This window comes from Streptomyces sp. NBC_00510 (genome assembly GCA_036013505.1).
Taxonomy (GTDB): Bacteria; Actinomycetota; Actinomycetes; order Streptomycetales; family Streptomycetaceae; genus Actinacidiphila.
In genome coordinates this window covers 8,406,933-8,422,098 of record CP107851.1, presented here as the reverse complement: position 1 = coordinate 8,422,098, position 15,166 = coordinate 8,406,933, and the positions used below count along the sequence as shown (strand labels likewise).

Annotated in this window: 13 protein-coding genes; 7 read left to right on the top strand and 6 right to left on the bottom strand. The window is 67.4% G+C overall.

The annotated features are described in order from the left end of the window. The first annotated feature begins 485 nt into the window (after window positions 1-485). Window positions 486-2,450 carry a SpoIIE family protein phosphatase gene (locus OG937_38205; GenBank protein ID WUD77127.1) on the top strand — a complete coding sequence of 655 codons (1,965 nt, stop codon included), beginning with the start codon at window positions 486-488 and terminating at the stop codon, window positions 2,448-2,450. Window positions 2,451-2,734: 284 nt separating this feature from the next. On the opposite strand, the gene OG937_38200 is transcribed toward OG937_38205, so the two are convergent. From OG937_38200 to OG937_38190, 3 genes are all read right to left on the bottom strand, one after another. Then, window positions 2,735-3,751, bottom strand: a complete 1,017-nt coding sequence (locus OG937_38200; protein WUD77126.1) for an alpha/beta hydrolase — start codon at window positions 3,749-3,751, stop codon at window positions 2,735-2,737. A gap of 352 nt (window positions 3,752-4,103) precedes the next feature. Next, window positions 4,104-4,772 carry a peptidase E gene (locus tag OG937_38195; GenBank protein ID WUD77125.1) on the bottom strand — a complete coding sequence of 223 codons (669 nt, stop codon included), beginning with the start codon at window positions 4,770-4,772 and terminating at the stop codon, window positions 4,104-4,106. Between the two features lie 130 nt (window positions 4,773-4,902). Beyond that, complete coding sequence (locus tag OG937_38190) at window positions 4,903-5,316, bottom strand: hypothetical protein (GenBank protein WUD77124.1); 414 nt, start codon at window positions 5,314-5,316, stop codon at window positions 4,903-4,905. A gap of 400 nt (window positions 5,317-5,716) precedes the next feature. Between OG937_38190 and sigJ the strand changes: the two genes are divergently transcribed. Continuing rightward, window positions 5,717-6,565, top strand: coding sequence for an RNA polymerase sigma factor SigJ (sigJ, locus tag OG937_38185; protein ID WUD77123.1), 849 nt, complete (start codon window positions 5,717-5,719; stop codon window positions 6,563-6,565). A gap of 144 nt (window positions 6,566-6,709) precedes the next feature. Here sigJ and OG937_38180 read toward each other — a convergent pair whose 3' ends face one another. Continuing rightward, on the bottom strand, window positions 6,710-7,696 hold the full coding sequence (locus OG937_38180) for an aliphatic nitrilase (protein WUD77122.1): 987 nt from the start codon (window positions 7,694-7,696) through the stop codon (window positions 6,710-6,712). A 367-nt stretch (window positions 7,697-8,063) separates the two neighbouring features. Beyond that, window positions 8,064-8,513 carry a MarR family winged helix-turn-helix transcriptional regulator gene (locus OG937_38175; GenBank protein ID WUD77121.1) on the bottom strand — a complete coding sequence of 150 codons (450 nt, stop codon included), beginning with the start codon at window positions 8,511-8,513 and terminating at the stop codon, window positions 8,064-8,066. A gap of 349 nt (window positions 8,514-8,862) precedes the next feature. On the opposite strand from OG937_38175, the gene OG937_38170 reads away from it, so the two are divergent. Beyond that, a complete protein-coding gene (locus tag OG937_38170; GenBank protein ID WUD77120.1) occupies window positions 8,863-9,933 on the top strand; it encodes an alpha/beta fold hydrolase in 1,071 nt (356 codons plus the stop codon). 232 nt (window positions 9,934-10,165) lie between these two features. Here OG937_38170 and OG937_38165 read toward each other — a convergent pair whose 3' ends face one another. Beyond that, window positions 10,166-10,534: a hypothetical protein gene (locus OG937_38165; GenBank protein ID WUD77119.1), complete on the bottom strand. Its 369-nt coding sequence runs from the start codon at window positions 10,532-10,534 to the stop codon at window positions 10,166-10,168. 531 nt (window positions 10,535-11,065) lie between these two features. Here OG937_38165 and OG937_38160 point away from each other — a divergent pair. The 4 genes from OG937_38160 (at window position 11,066) to OG937_38145 (ending at window position 15,052) form a co-directional block, all read left to right on the top strand. Next, a complete protein-coding gene (locus OG937_38160) occupies window positions 11,066-11,284 on the top strand; it encodes a PLD nuclease N-terminal domain-containing protein (protein ID WUD77118.1) in 219 nt (72 codons plus the stop codon). Window positions 11,285-12,015: 731 nt separating this feature from the next. Continuing rightward, complete coding sequence (locus tag OG937_38155) at window positions 12,016-12,540, top strand: cupin domain-containing protein (GenBank protein WUD77117.1); 525 nt, start codon at window positions 12,016-12,018, stop codon at window positions 12,538-12,540. A 153-nt stretch (window positions 12,541-12,693) separates the two neighbouring features. Next, the gene (locus tag OG937_38150) at window positions 12,694-13,536 is read left to right on the top strand and encodes an alpha/beta hydrolase (protein ID WUD77116.1); all 843 of its coding nucleotides are present in this window, start codon (window positions 12,694-12,696) and stop codon (window positions 13,534-13,536) included. A 409-nt stretch (window positions 13,537-13,945) separates the two neighbouring features. After that, a complete protein-coding gene (locus OG937_38145) occupies window positions 13,946-15,052 on the top strand; it encodes an amidohydrolase family protein (protein WUD77115.1) in 1,107 nt (368 codons plus the stop codon). Window positions 15,053-15,166 lie beyond the last annotated feature (114 nt).

Sequence of the window (15,166 nt, the reverse complement as noted above, 5' to 3'; positions counted from 1 at the left end):
GAAGTCGATCGGCGGCCGCCGTGAAGAGGCCCAGCCTTGACCGAGTCGGCGTAAAGGCCCCCTGCCCCGGCTCTGGCACAGCGTGTTTCAGCCTAAGTGAAGTGGACGAAACAGTCCAGTCTTAGTCCCGGGCCGGCATCCCGTCGGCGCATGCTGCGACGCGCGAGGGAGGGGAGGCTGCCCCCTTGCCCGCATGCAGTGCTCCTCACCAGCGGCGCTCTGCCCTGTTTGGGAAGGTTCACCCCTTCGGATCCTGCACGGAGCGGCACCGGACGCCCCATCCATGGCAAGCAGACGGCGCACCGGCCATCGCGGGTACGCATACCGCGGTCATGCCGCTCTCGACAACGCAGGTAAACCTGCTGTCGGCTGGGCTACCGCTCAGCTTCACACCCGGCTCCCCGGGGACGCGACCTGCTCTGCGACAGATAGGATTATTACCCCCATCGGGGTCATATCGCTCGATGATGGTCAGGGAGCGGCAGATGGACGCCTCGGACGAACTCCTACAGAGGGCCACACCGTCGGCTCTTTTGACCCTGGACGGTGTCATCCGCTGTCTCAACGCCGCAATGGCCTCAGCGCTGGGCAGACCAGAGGAACAGTGCGTAGGCCGCGGCTTCAGTGACCTGCTGTCCGAAGATCAGCGGATCTCGGCTAGGAGCCTGCTGGCGCACGGGGCCACGACGAAGAGGCTCGCAATGCGGGTGCTGGAATTCCCTGGTACGGGCGAAGCGTCCGTGGTCTGCCTGGTCGAGGCGCGGCCGGTAACGGACCCCGCAGATGGCGAGCGGCTTGTGTGGGTGCACTCGCTGGACGCGCGACATGACCTCGGCGGCCTGCTGATCCCATTCGACCTTGCAGCCAAGGCCGCCGGCCTTGGCCTTTACATGTGTTCACCCGATGAGCACCAGATCGAGTGGCTGGGTGGCGAGCCCGCCCTGGCCGCACTCTTCCCGCAGGCGTCGATGTCCCTGCCCATGGTGATCCGGCGAGTGCACCCTGAGGACCGAAAGGACGTGCAGCGGCTTGTGCGCTCGTCCGTCGCCCAGTCCCCGTGGATCAGGTCGCGGTTCCATACCGAGCACGACGGCTGGCGCATGCTGGCCAGCCAAGCGCGCCGGATCACGCTGGGATACGGCGGTCCCGAACGGGTCTTCGGGATGATCCGCGACGAGTCCAAGATGGAGGCGCACCGAAAGGACATGCTGGCTGCGGTGAGTGCTGAGCGGCAGCGCGCCGATGAGGTCGCCGCGTTCTCCTCCGCCCTGTTCACTGCCGCCACCGAGCAGGAGTTGCAGCAGGTAGTCCTGACTCGGCTCGCCGCGGCTTACGGCGGTTTCGGCGCCCTCTTCGCGCTCGTCGACGACGGGCGTCTGCGCGTCTCCTCGGACGCCGGGATCCCCCCATGGCAGACCGATGCCCTGCTCGGTCTGTCGCTCGACGAGGACCGGCCGTTGCCCTGTGCGATCCGTACCGGTCAGCCGCAGTTCATTGCCAACCAGGAGGAACTCGCGCGGTGTTGGCTGAGTGATACCAGTGCGGCTCAGGCACCGCCTGGCCCCGATGTCGCCATGTCGATCACTCCCCTCGGCCCGCCGGGCGACCGGCCACTCGGGGCCTGGGCAGTGACGTACGACAGTAAGCGCCCTCCGTCCCTGGAGAAGCTCGCCTTCATGACCACTCTGGCCGATCTGGCAGGCCAGGCCCTGAGGCGCATCAGGTTGCAGCAGGCTCACGTCGAGCTGTCCACGGCGGTCCAGCAGAGCATGCTCCCCACGCTGCCCGAGCACCTCCCGGGCCTGGAGGTCGCCGTCCGCTATCAGCCCAGCCGGGACGGGCTCGATATCGGCGGAGACTGGTACGACGCGTTCTTCTTGCCCGATGGTGCGGTCGCACTCGAGATCGGCGACGCCCAAGGGCACGACGTCGATGCCGCGGTTTTCATGGGACAGGTGCGCTCGTCCATGCGTGCGATCGCCGCCCACGAGCCCGAGCCAGGAACGGTGCTGACACGCACCAACGAGTTGCTCACCACGATGGACGCACCACGCTTCGCCAGCTGCACCATGCTGCATGTCGATCCGCGCGACGGTCAGGTCATCGGCACCAGCGCAGGCCACGTTCCGCTGCTCCACGCACGCGACGACGGCAGCCACTGCATCCGCACACTTCCCGGAGGGCCCGTCCTGGGAGTCCTGCCCGATATCGACTACCCCGAGGAGACCTTCACTTTGGAAGAAGGCACCGCGCTGGTCATGGTCACCGACGGCCTGGTCGAAGGGCCGGGCCTGACGCTGGAAGCCGGACTGGAGCGAGCGGGAGCGCTGGCCGGCCGCGCCCTCCGGGACCGCCTCGACGTCGAGGCCACGGCAGACCTCATCCTCGACGCCGTGGTCGCCGTAGACCACCTCGACGACGTGGCCGTGCTGGTCATCCGGCGCACCTAGGAGGTGCTCAGCTCGGGAAGGATCGCGGCGGTTGGGCGCAGGCGACCCACCGGCGCTACGCCCTGCGCCGGGTGCTGGGGGCGAGCGTCCTGCCCTCGCTCTTCGTGAACGTGGTACAACCGACCGACGATGGCCGGGTTGTAGCGGCGCGGATGTCGTCGCCGTCCGCCTCGGCACGAAGCCGTACTGATCCACCGGCCTGCACCAGGGCGGTCTCGCCGGCCCCGAGCAACCCTCTGACCAGGACAGACGACAAGTTGGAAAAGGCTTTTTGGCTGTGAAAGCTAATTCTGCAGGAAGGATTGCAGCATGACTGTCACTTCCTGCGGCTTCTCCTCTGTCACGAAGTGTCCTGAATTTATCAGGACTCGTCCGTCGACGTTCTCGGCGTAATCACGCCATTGGTCGACGATCATTCCACCGAAGGAATCCTGCGCGCCGACGGCGAGGATGGGCATCTTCAGTTTGCCTCGGGCCAAGAACTCCTTGTTCTGCTGAACGTTCGCGCGGAGCTGACGGTATACACTCATCCACGCCGTCGTGCGGCCGGGCTCCTTCAGGAAGTGGGCGTAGTAGTCATAGTCCGACGGCGTGAACGGTGACTCGTTGCCCACCAGGTACGCAGTGATCATTTCCTGGATGAAGACACGCTCGTGACCGGCGATGAGGTGTTCAGCGAGAGGCATCTGGAACATGCCCCAGTGCCACGGCGAGGGCTTCTTCGGGTCAACGTTCAGAACGGGGAAGCTGTAGGCGCTGTCATCCGCAATGGGGGCTTCCATCACGGCCATGCGGCGCACCTCCGACGGCCACTGCGCCGCGTAGGCGTAGGCGACCCACACGCCAACATCGTGGCCGACTACCTGGATGCCGTTGTTGAGTCCCAGCTGCTCGAGCAGTTGATGCACGTCCTCAGCCAACTGCGCTGCCTGGTAACCACTCTTCGTGACCTGTGAGTTGCCAGTGCCACGCAGGTCGACGGCGATCACGGTGTGAGTCCGGGAGAGCGGACCCATCTGCTGCCGCCACTCGGCCCACGTCTGAGGGAACCCGTGGATCATTACCACGGGCGCGCCTTTGCCGCCCTGCATGTAGTGCATACGGAAGCCATTTACTTCCACGTACTTGGACTGAAAACCAGCGGGTGGTTGAGATTGCGGGTAAGTCGATGGCGACGGCTCCACCATTGAACTATGTCGGCGGCTTTCGCCCCATCCTCCGGAGCCCGAGGTGGCGGAGATTGCCAGGAGGGTCTTCAATGCCGTGATGAGCCTGTTAGTCTTTCCTATTCCGATGCTCATTGATGCACCTACTTGGAGTCGCTATCTCGTTATTCCACACTAGACGTGTGAGTACGGTGCAGCCACCCATCGGTCCGGCGCGGTACCTTACCGAAGGTCTCACGCCACAGGCCGTTCAATACCCCTCGGAGTCACTGCCCGGCGGGTGCGGGGACTGGTACGACGCGTTCTTCTTGCCCGATGGCGCGGTGGCGCTGGAGATCGGCGACTCCGTGCACGTTGACCGGATGGGTGTGGCCCGGTTGGCGCCCCTTTCCAGTGCCTTCAGGACTCGAGCCCTGCATCAGCTCCGCATCAGTGCGGCCCGTGGGCGCCGCACTGACCTGTCCGGAACTCTCCACCGGGAGCTGAGTCACGGATGGAACCGCCACCGGCCTTCAGATACGACATCCACCTTGCCGTCCCTGACACGAACGGCTGTCTCGTCGTCGATGAAGTAGATCGGAAAGTCTGCCCGCGCAACGATGCGATCAGCCCAGGCGTCATCCCGTTCGGGAAAATCCGGCGAGTACAGGTGGGGCTTGAGATACCAGTCGAAGAGGCCGAACGGCGGCTCCACGTTCGTCGCGCCGAGCACGTGGAGGTCCGCAGTGTCCCCGATGACGTCGGCGGAGTGCCCGGTGAGATGACGACTGAAGATCATTGATCCGGCGCTGACCCCCACATAGACCCGGTTCTCCAGCGCCTCCAGGAAGCCCTCGGCCAAGCCGTTGCCGGTGATGCTGCGCGCAAGGTGGTAGTGGCTGCCGCCCTCGACATAGACGACGTCGGCGTGGAGCAGCCGGTCGAGCACCATCTGCCGGGGCAGGCCGTTCAGCTCCAGGACGTCGAACTCCCGCCAGCCGAGATCGTGCAGCCGGTTCATGTCCTCGACAACCCACCCGTGGTCCCCGGGCTCGGCGACCGACGCCGTGGGAACGAACACGACGTTCGCCGATCCGAACGGCTTTCCCAGCATGTCCCGCAGCGCATCCCGCAGCGTCTCGTTGCGCAGGCCACTTGCCGTCAAGAGAAGGTCCATCGGGCGAGCCAAGCACGACTGGCGGGCGCGCGCAACGAACCTAGGATCCACCCCCTCGTGGCCGACCGGGCGGACGGCCCAAGAGGCCCCTGGGCTGGGCACTGAGAGCCGTCGGGGGGGGGCCATCGTCTCAGGACTCGTCGGCGAGGAAGTGCTCGGCGAGGGGGGTACCGGCGAACTTCTTGTTCATCTCGCGGGAGAAGAGCAGCAGCGTGTTGCGCGGCCGATGGAGCACCGCGAGTTCCTGGGCCTGTCCGGCGGCGTCGCAGGTGACCGTGACGACGACCTTCATAGGCTCGCCGAGGACCGCGGCGTCGTAGATCTCGAGGAAGCCGTTGTCACCGAAGTCGCCGGTGAAGCTGAAGTCCTGGAAGTCGTACAGTTCGCGGGCCTTGACCACGATGGCGCGAACCGCTTCCGCGCCACGCGCGGTGCCGTTCATGGCGGCGCCTTCCAGGGTGACGTCGTCGGCCAGGTTGTCCAGCCACCACGGGTAGTAGCTGAGTCCCTGGCGGTCGGTGTCACTGCTTTCCGCGTTCGCCATGTCGTGTCTCCTTCGAAGATCCGGCCGGGGCGGCTTGCCTATCGATCGGTTGCCGATGATTCCGGTGAGCAGATAGGAGCATATGCTCCTATCTTGTCGAAGGCAAGCCTGCGATCCGGCTCGTGCGGGAGCGGACCGTCGGGGACCTCGACGCTAAGCGTATATGCTCCTATTGCTGGGGCCCGGCGAAACCGCTGGTCACATATCGCTCGGCGTTCCGGCACAGGCGCAGGCTGCCGCCGAGGCGACATGTGCGCCGAGCCCTCGGGCGCGACTGGCAGGTCTGCACGACGTGGGCCTCTCTCAACATGTACTCCCCGTGCAGGGAGGTGCTCACCTGAACACCGGGGCGAAGGAGGCCACGTCCATGGACGTGACGCGTACACCCAGGCCACCTGGGATGCTCGAGGACGAGTGGGAAGCCCTCCGGCCCGCCGTCTTCGGAGCGGCGTACCGCTTGCTCGGTAGCGTGGTCGATGCCGAGGACGTGGCCCAGGACGTATGGCTGCGGGCAGCCACAGCCGACCTAAACGACGTCCGTGACCTGCGGGCCTGGCTGGTCACGGTGGCAGCGCGACGGTCGTATGACATCCTCAAGTCCGCCCGCGCCCGCAGGGAAACCTATGTCGGGCCGTGGTTGCCGGCGCCCCTGCTGACGGGGCCGGACGCCTCTGAGCCGGTGTTGGTCGACGAATCCGTCGGATCCGCGATGCTCCTGGTGATGGAGGAACTGAAGCCGCCCGAGCGTGTGGCCTTCATCCTCCATGACGTGTTCGGTCTCGAGTTCAGCCGCATCGCCGACGTGCTCGGCGTCTCCGTGGCGGCCGCCCGACAACTCGCCTCACGAGCACGGCGGAAGGTGGCCGGGGCCAGGCAGCGCACCGTAGACGCCTCCCGGGCGGAGCGCGAGCGCCTCATCGCCGCCTTCCGCAGCGCCTACGAAGCGGGGGACATGGCCGGCCTGGTGCGTCTGCTGCACCCCGATGCCGTATATGTCACCGACGGTGGCGGCAGGGTCGCCGCGGCACGCAAGCTCATCCGGGGCGGCGCGCGCATCGCCATGGTCATGATGCGGGCGGGGCGCCTGTTGCGCGCGGACAGTATCGAGGTCATCGAGGTCGGAGGCGAGCCGGCGCTCCTCCTCCGCAGGGATGGGCGAGCCGTCTCCGTGGACACGGTGGAGATCAAGGACGGCCTGATCACCGCCTACCGCAGGGTCCTCAACCCGGACAAGCTTGCGCACGTGTGATCCTCACGCCGGGCGGGGTGCTCCAAGGACACACGGAGCTCTGCTTGACCGGTACTCTCCGCGAGGCCGGCCGGCCCGGACGTGCCCTGGCACCGGGCAGGAGGCGTGCCCACCAGCGGCAACGCCTCCTGACGCGGGGTGGCCTCAGACTTCCGAGTGCAGGCCGTCGTTGGGTATGTGGACGCGCTGGACCGGCGTGTGGGTGCTGCGGTCAAGCAGCGGTGCGGTGGGCGTGCGGTCGATCTGCAGGTTGAGGAATTCGGGTCGGCTGTAGTGGCCCCGGGCGTCCATCAGGCGCTTGCGCCGGTCGATCATCGTGAGGTCCAGGTCGGCGATCACCTCTCCCTCACCCGAGGTGAGCGGCTCGCCGATGATGCCGCCTTCGGGGTCGACGATGGCGGTGAAGAACCCTTGGGAGAACACCCCGGCCGGGGCACCGGTGTCCGCCGCGAGCTGCGCCCGCTGGTCGGCGTCGAGCCATGCGGTGGCGTTGACGACGAAAGCGGCTGCCTCCAGCGCGTGCTGACGGATGGCCACCTCCATCTGCGGCGCGAACAGCGGACCCCCGAACGCGCCGGGGAACATGGCGGCGTGGATCTGCTCACCGTCGGCGATCAGGGCGTAGCGGGCGAGGGGCTGGTAGTGCTCCCAGCAGGCGAGCTGGCCGACGCGCCCGACGGCACTGTCCACGGCACGCAGCCCGGAGCCGTCGCCCTGACCCCAGACCATGCGCTCGTGGTACGTCGGCGTGATCTTGCGGCGGCGCTGGAGCAGAGTGCCGTCGGCGTCGAACAGCAGCTGTGTGTTGTACAGGGAGTCGCCATCGCGTTCGTTGACGCCGATCGAGACGACCACTCCGGCTTCCCGGGCCGCCGCGCCGATCGCATCCGTGTCGGCGGACGGCACGGTCACCGCCTCCTCCATCAGCCGCAGGTGCTCCTTGGCCATGGTGTAAGGCGGCTGCACGAAGGAGAAGTAGGGGTAGTACGGGACAACGGTCTCCGGGAAGACCGCGAACCGGACACCTTTCCGTCCCAGCTCACGGATCTTCTCCACCACCTTCCCGACCGTGCCCGCACGGCTGTAGAGCACGGGGCTGATCTGGACGGCAGCTGCCTTCACAAGGGTCATGACGTGGTTCCTTCTCGCGATGCGGGGTCAGCGATCTCTCGGCGGTTGCGATGACCGGAGGCGGGGCTCGGCAGGCACTGGAACCGGCCTCTTCAACGGGCCTGGAGCCGGGGAAGGCGCTGAGCTGCGCGCTGACCAGCCTCTTCAGGTCCTGCGGGCCACCATGTCTTTAATAGGAGCATATGCTCCTATTAAAGGAAGGGCAAGGGAACGACACGTCCTTGCCGGCCTTCACCCGCCATGCCGGGTTCGAGGTTCACAGCATGGCCGAGGCACGGCAGCACCACACTGCCACGAAAGACCTCGCCTGTGCGCGACGGACCCAAGCACAGCCGCACGAGCGCCCAGCTCAGCCCAGTCGCAGTGCTCACTCAGCCCAGGGATCGAAGCCGGTGTCGAGGACGGCATCGAGGAAGGCGCGCATCCGGGCCGCGTTCTCGGCACCGAACTTCTTCTCGAATTCGGCCTGCACCCCTTCCCACCGCGGGAGTGCCGCCTTCATCCGGGCCAGGCCGGCGGGCGTGGCGGCGACGATGCGTGCACGGCGGTCGGTTGCCGACGGCTCGACGGTGACGAGTCCCTCGCGAGCGAGGGGCTTGAGGCTGGAGGCCATGGTCGTACGGTCCATGGCGATCACGTCGGCGAGGGCGGTGATCGTCATCTCTTCGTGAACGCCGAGCTGCTGCAGGATGCTGAACTGCGTCGCCCGAAGACCGAGCGGGGCCAGCGCCTTGTCGTACGTCGCGCCGAGGTACCGCGACGCCTTCCGCAGCGCCAGGTTGTTGCACAGGTCCGCCTTCGACGTAGCACTTGTCATCGCGTCCTCCACAGGCTTCCCGTGCACTATACGAGCATCTACTCTTAATTGGGAAGGTCCACCATCCACGCCGGCGTGGGGCCGGGCCCCTCCTCCGGAATGACCCAGAGCACACCGCATTGCCCTCCCAGAAATAGGAGCATATGCTCTTATTCGTTCCTCGTGCGTGCACGCATGCCGCATGCAGGGACGCAAGGCGGCTCGTACAGGCGCAACGTCACGCCATCGGGCACTGGCCGCGCCCCGTCGCCGGGCGCCTTGCCCCGCCGGCGCCGTTTGATCACCACCGCAAAAGGAACCGAGTGTGAACCCCTCCCCCATCGAACCGCCCGGCCAGCTTGGTCCCGGCATGCCGTCATCGCACCCGGACCAGCCGCCGCGCCAGGTCTCCCGGCGCGCTTTCGTCGGCGGCGCGGCAGCCGTCACTGCCGGTCTCGCGCTCACCGGTGTCTCCGCTCCGTCCGCCACGGCCGCTCCGCGGCAAACCCCGAAGGGCTTCGGATCCGTGTCCGGTGTTCCCGGGCTCCCCGAAGGATTCCGTCGGACGTTCACCAGCCGGCTCATCCAGGCCGGTGGCATACGTCAGCACGCCGTCGTCGGCGGCGACGGGCCGCCCCTGCTCCTGATACACGGCTGGCCGCAGAACTGGTACGCCTGGCGCATGATCATGCCGGTGCTGGCGCGGAACTTCACGGTCATCGCCGTGGACCAGCGCGGCATCGGGCTGACCGACAAGCCCCGCGACGGCTACGACACCGCCACCCTCGCGAACGACCTGGCCGCGCTGATGGACACCCTCGGCCACGAACGCTTCGCGGTCGTCGGCCATGACACCGGCATGCCGATCGGCTACGCGCTCGCAGCGGACCACCCTCACCGCGTCGACCGTCTCGCCGTCGCGGAAGCCGTCATTCCCGGTGTGACGCCCTCGCCGCCTCTGCTCGGCCCCGCCCAGGCCAACAACATGCTCTGGCACTTCCCCTTCAACCGGCTCGACGACGTCAACGAGCTCCTGGTCGCAGGCCGGGAGGACGTCTACTTCGGGTGGCAGCTCGACACCAAGGCGGCGCGAAAGCTGCCCGACTACGCCGTCCGGTACTACATCGAGTCCCTCACCTCGCATCGCCACGCGCTGGGCGGCAGCTTCGGCTGGTACCGCGACCTCGACGCCACCTTCGCGCAGAACGCCGACCGTGTGAAGCGACGCCTGAGCATCCCCGTCCTCGCCATCGGTGGAGCGCAAAGCGTCGGAGAGGGAGTGACGACCACCATGAAGCTCGCGGCCGACGACGTGCGGTCCCTGGTCATCCCGGGCAGCGGCCACTGGGTTGCCGAGGAGGCCCCACAGGAACTGCTGGCGGCACTCACCGCTTTCCTGGCCCCCTACCGCGCCACCGCCGCGGCGAGGAACCACCGGTAGGCGCCGCAAGGGCGACCTGGACCGTCTGTCGCGTGCTCGATGTCCCACGGGGCCGCGTGCGCTTCTGACAGGGTGCGGGTGCCGGGGTCCAATACCCCGGCACCCGCCGCGACTTCAAGAGGTACGAGTCGACGCTACGGTCCCTGTCACCGTGCGCCGCCGTGCAGGTAGGCGCGGTCGATCGTCTGCCGGACGGAGTTGCCGGCCGCGTCCTTCGCGGTCACGCGCAGCGTCACATACGCGTCGCCGTGCACCTTGGCCGGCCGCTGCACGGTGGCGGTGAAGCCACTGCCCTTGGGGGCCGTACGTGCCGTGGCCAGGTCTTCCCGTCGTCGTAGGAGGTCTCGACCAACAGCCGCACGCCGCGCGGCGTCGCCATGCCGTCCTGCATCCGGACGTTCAGTCCCAGGTCGTGCGTGCGCTGCGAGCCGACCGCGTTGCGGGCGTCGACCGGCACCGCGTAGTCGACCTGGGGCAGCGGCAGCAGCGACGTGTCGGCGGCGGCACCGGAGCGGAACGTCCACGAGGTGCGGGTGCCGGCGTGGCGGGCCAGCAGACGACTCCCCGGCGCCCCAGCCCGAAGTGCCGCATTGCCGGCCACGTTCGCTTCGACGCCTACGAGTTGGCCAGGGCGTGGGGTCGCCCGGCCGCGCGTCGACCCGGGACGGAGGGCCTCATGGACCGGGCGGAGGAGACCTCGACCTCGCCGATGGACACCGCATGACACCGACCGTCGCTCGCACCCGGGGAACGGCCGGCACCCACCCAAGGGATCGCGTCGCCTCCCTTGGCCGGCACACCGGCCCCAGGGATGTTCCGTCTCCTGCCGGGCCGCGCTTGGCCGATGGCACGCAAGCGCTCCCTCGTCACCAAGTCCCTCCGCACCCGTCACATTGGCGGTGGCTGTCTCGTCCACCTGAGGAACTGGCAGCGGAGCGAGCCTGCGGATCACGCCGCCCGGCCAACTACTGACCGTATTCGCTCAAGGGCAACGAAGTTGCCCGGCTGCGCACTGAGCCACCCGTAACGATCACAGGAAGGGCGGAATCATCGTGACCACAACTACCGGGCACGACAGGGGATCTGCCGGACTGGCTGCAGTAATCACTTCCGCGGCACAGGAGATAACCCCATGACGGCAGTGCTGGAATACGCGATATACGCGATAATCGCGGTTTTGTACGTCTATGCTCTGGTTGACTGCATGAGGACACCCGATGCCCGCATTCGAATGCTGCCCAAGGCGGGCTGGCTCGTCATCATGGTCCTGACCCCGCTCCTGGGCGCCATAGCCTGGCGGAACCTGGGCAAGCGGTCCCTTCCTGTCGAGGGCCGGCCGTCCACGGACTGAGCTCGGTTACTCGCCGCTCCCTGTCGGGTCGCAGCGCCGATCACACCCTTCGCTCATGAATGCGACCAACACGGTCGCTTCGCGGCGGACGGTGGGCTGTCGCGCCTTTGCGCGGCTCACGACCGTATCCGAGGACGGGTGACGAAGGCGCCGGGCAGTGCCCCGAGCCATCCGTAACACCCTCGCGCGCCTGCGTAGGCGCCCTGCACGACACGACCTCCAATCACAATGACTGAAAGGCCGCGAATGAGACTCCGTAAGGTAATTGCCAGGACCGGTTGGGGCGTTGCCGGGCTCCTGTGCGACTTTGCGATCAGTTACGGGGTCATACCTGCTTCATGGGACGGAACTCGGTGCGAGATTGCTCGTGACGCGTGACTCCATCACGGGAGTTCGTCAGGCCGCCCGCCGTTCGGCAGGTACGACCCCTGTCCCGAGCGGCTGCGGAGCCGGACGGCTCCTCGCGGTCACGCCCGGGATGGTCGACGATACGCATGCCTTGATCGCGGAGACTCCGGGCACGGGGTTGCCCTACAGATCCAGATGTGATCACTCCGCGCATCCTCCTTCGGAACACGGGCTGTTGGCGGATCGAAGGCACTCCCCTCCGCCGAAGAGCCCGACGCTCCGCCTTCCCGGCCCGCGGGCTGCCCAGTTCACGATGCGTCACAGGCCCGCACGCACGGCTGTGGCGTCTTCCATGACAATCCCAGCCAGACTTCGAGGAACCGATGACCTTTTCCTTGGCCGATCTCGACTCACACGACCCGCACTGGGACAAGCGCGGCGCGTTCCATGTGCCGTCAGGCAAGGGCCCGACGGTGTGGGCCGCGGGTGACGTCTACACGATCAAGGCCACTGGTGCGCAGACCAACGGCGGGATGGGCTTCATCGAGGCCACGGTTCCGGCCGGCGGCGGACCCGTTCCTCACGCGCACCCCGAGCAGGAAGAGACGTTCTACATCCTCGACGGGGAGTTGGAGTTCCTCGACGGGGACCATCTCTTCACCGCGGTCGCGGGCGACTTCGTTCACATCCCCCGAGGGGTCCGTCACCGCTTCAAGAACAAGGCCAGCCACGCCGCAAGGATGATTTTCATCTTCACGCCTCCGGGCCTGGAACAGATCTTCGTCGATCATGCCCTCCCCGCCAGGCCCGGTGAGGCGCCACCGTCGGTCATCGACGACGACCAGCTCGCCCGGTTCGACACCATGGCCAGCCTGGCGAAGTCGATCATCCTTCCAGAACCCTCCTGAAGTCCACACCACCCAACGGCCCGACCGCATCGCGGAAACGAGGGCGCCAGGTGCTCGTCATGCACGGGGGCATCCGCCAGCAAGGCCGGCGCTCACCTGGTCATGGCCCGACTTCCGGGCAAGTGACCACCATCGCACACAGGAGAACCGAACATGCTCGAAGGATTCGAACACGGCTACGCCGAGGTGAACGGCACCCGGCTGCACTACATCACCGGAGGCGAGGGCGAGCCGCTCGTCCTCATGGACGGATGGCCGCGCACCGTGCACGCTCTGCGCGACCTCCTCCCCCCACTGGCGCAGCGCTTCCGCGTCATCGCCGTGGACTACCGCGGGCAAGGCGCCTCGGAGAAGCCCGCCGGCGGCTACGACAAGAAGAACATGGCGCAGGACGTCTACGAACTGATCCGCGGCCTGGGCCACGAGCAGGTCAACATCGCCGGCGGGGACATCGGTGCCATGGTCGCCTACAGCTTCGCCGCGAACCACCCCCAGGCCACGAAGAAGCTCGCCATCTGGGAGGGAGGACCCTTCTCCCAGATATTCCTCGACGTCATCAGTCCCTTCCCCACCCCGGAACAGCCGAACGCCTGGTGGTATCCGCTGAGCCAGGTCGACGGCCTGCCCGTCAAGCTGCTGGCGGGACGGTTCCGGCACATCATCGACTGGTCGACCGAACACCTGGCGCTCCACCCGGAGCGGATCAGCGAGGAGAGCCGTGCCCTGTACGCCGCGGCTTACGACGCGCCCGAAGCGGTGGCCGCGGCCTTCGGCGTCTACCGGACGTTCCACCAGGACCTGGCCGACAACAACTCCTACCCGCCGCTGACGATGCCTGTCCTGGGACTGGGTGGCCAGTACCTCGCCGTGGTGCAGGCGATGATGGAGGGCAAGGCCACCGACATCCGCTACGCCACCATCGCCGACAGCGGCCACTACATCGCGGAAGAGCAGCCTGCAGCACTCGCCGCCGAGCTGGAGAAGTTCTTCGGCTGACGCCTTCGCACGCTCACGGCGCGTTGTCACACCAGTGGGGGCCACGTCGTCTTCTTGACGGGGCGCAGACCTTACGAGGGTATCGGGGACGGCGGCACCAGCCTCACAGGCGGCAGTCCTCGCCGACCGTGAGTCCCAGGCGGCGAAGCATCGCCCGATCAAGGAGCGGCCCCCGCACTGCCGAAGGGGCGCCGCCGCTGTTCGCCGTTCGACTGTCGGCGGGGCTCCCGTGCGAACTCCCTCGTCGACCTGGCCAGAGTCGAATTTCGCATGTGCCGAGGCGCCGAGCGACCCACGCCTTCCGATCGGAGAAATACTGTTGAATTCCTTTGCCCTGCATGCCGGCTCGATGTTCGACGGATACACCCTGTCGGGTCCGGCCACTGTGCATGTTTCGGGGGACCGTATCGTGCGCGTCGACCGAACCGGCACGCTGCCCGCCGACGGCAGCGAGGTCATCGACTTCGGCGCCTCAGCCTGTCTGCTGCCCGGCCTGATCGACACTCACGTCCACCTTGCCTTCGACGCCGGACCGGACCCCGTGACGTCCCTGGTCTCCGCCTCCGACAGTGACCTGCTCGCACACATGCGGGAGGCCGCCCAGTCCGCCCTACAGGCCGGCATCACCACGATGCGCGACCTCGGCGACCGCGGCTACCTCTCGCTGACTCTCGTGGAGGAGATGACCAAGCACCCGGAGCAGGGTCCGGAGATCCTGGCCGCCGGCCCTCCGCTGACCACGCCCGGCGGCCACTGCCACTTCCTCGGCGGCGAGGTCGAGGGCGCCGAAGCGCTCCGTGCCGCCGTCCGCGAGCGTCACACCCGCGGCTGTACCGTCATCAAGATCATGGCCAGCGGCGGCCACATGACACCCGGTTCGGTGCCGCCGCACGCGTCCCAGTACAGCCTGGACGACCTGCGTGCCGTCGTGGACGAAGCGCACCGCCTCGGGCTGCCGGTGGCTGCCCACGCCCACGGCATCCAGGCCATCAGGGACGCCGTCGAAGCGGGCGTCGACAGCCTGGAACACGTCTCCTTCCTCAGCGCCGACGGCGTCGCCACCGACCCTGATCTCATCGACACCATCGCGAGGAAGGGAACCTTCGTCAGCCTGACGCTGGGCCTGGCCCCCGGACAAGCCGTGCAGCCGCCCAAGGCCATGACCGCACATGCCATGTCCGCACATGTCAACAGCGTCTTGGACACGTACCGCAACCTGCACAAGCACGGCGCGCATGTCGTCATCGGATCGGACGCCGGCATCGGGCCCTGGAAGCCCCACGATGTCCTCCCCCACGGCGTGGCCGACCTCGCCCGGCTGGGCGTCGCGCCGCTGGACGCGCTCAGGTCCATGACCAGCTTGGCGGCCCGCCTGTGCCACGTCGAGGGCCGCAAGGGCCGCATCTCCGTCGGTGCCGACGCGGACCTTCTCGTCGTGGGCGGCGACCTTGCGCATGATCCCGCAGCCGTCCTCGACGTACAGGCAGTCTTCCGCGCCGGTACCCGCGTGCGGTGAGCTGACGGTCTTCCGCCGGACCGATCTCTCCAACATCCGGCCGACGCCGCTCGCCGAACGGACAGCAAGCACCGTTCGCCTGCGAGCGGCAACCGGCCACCACCGCCCACCAGC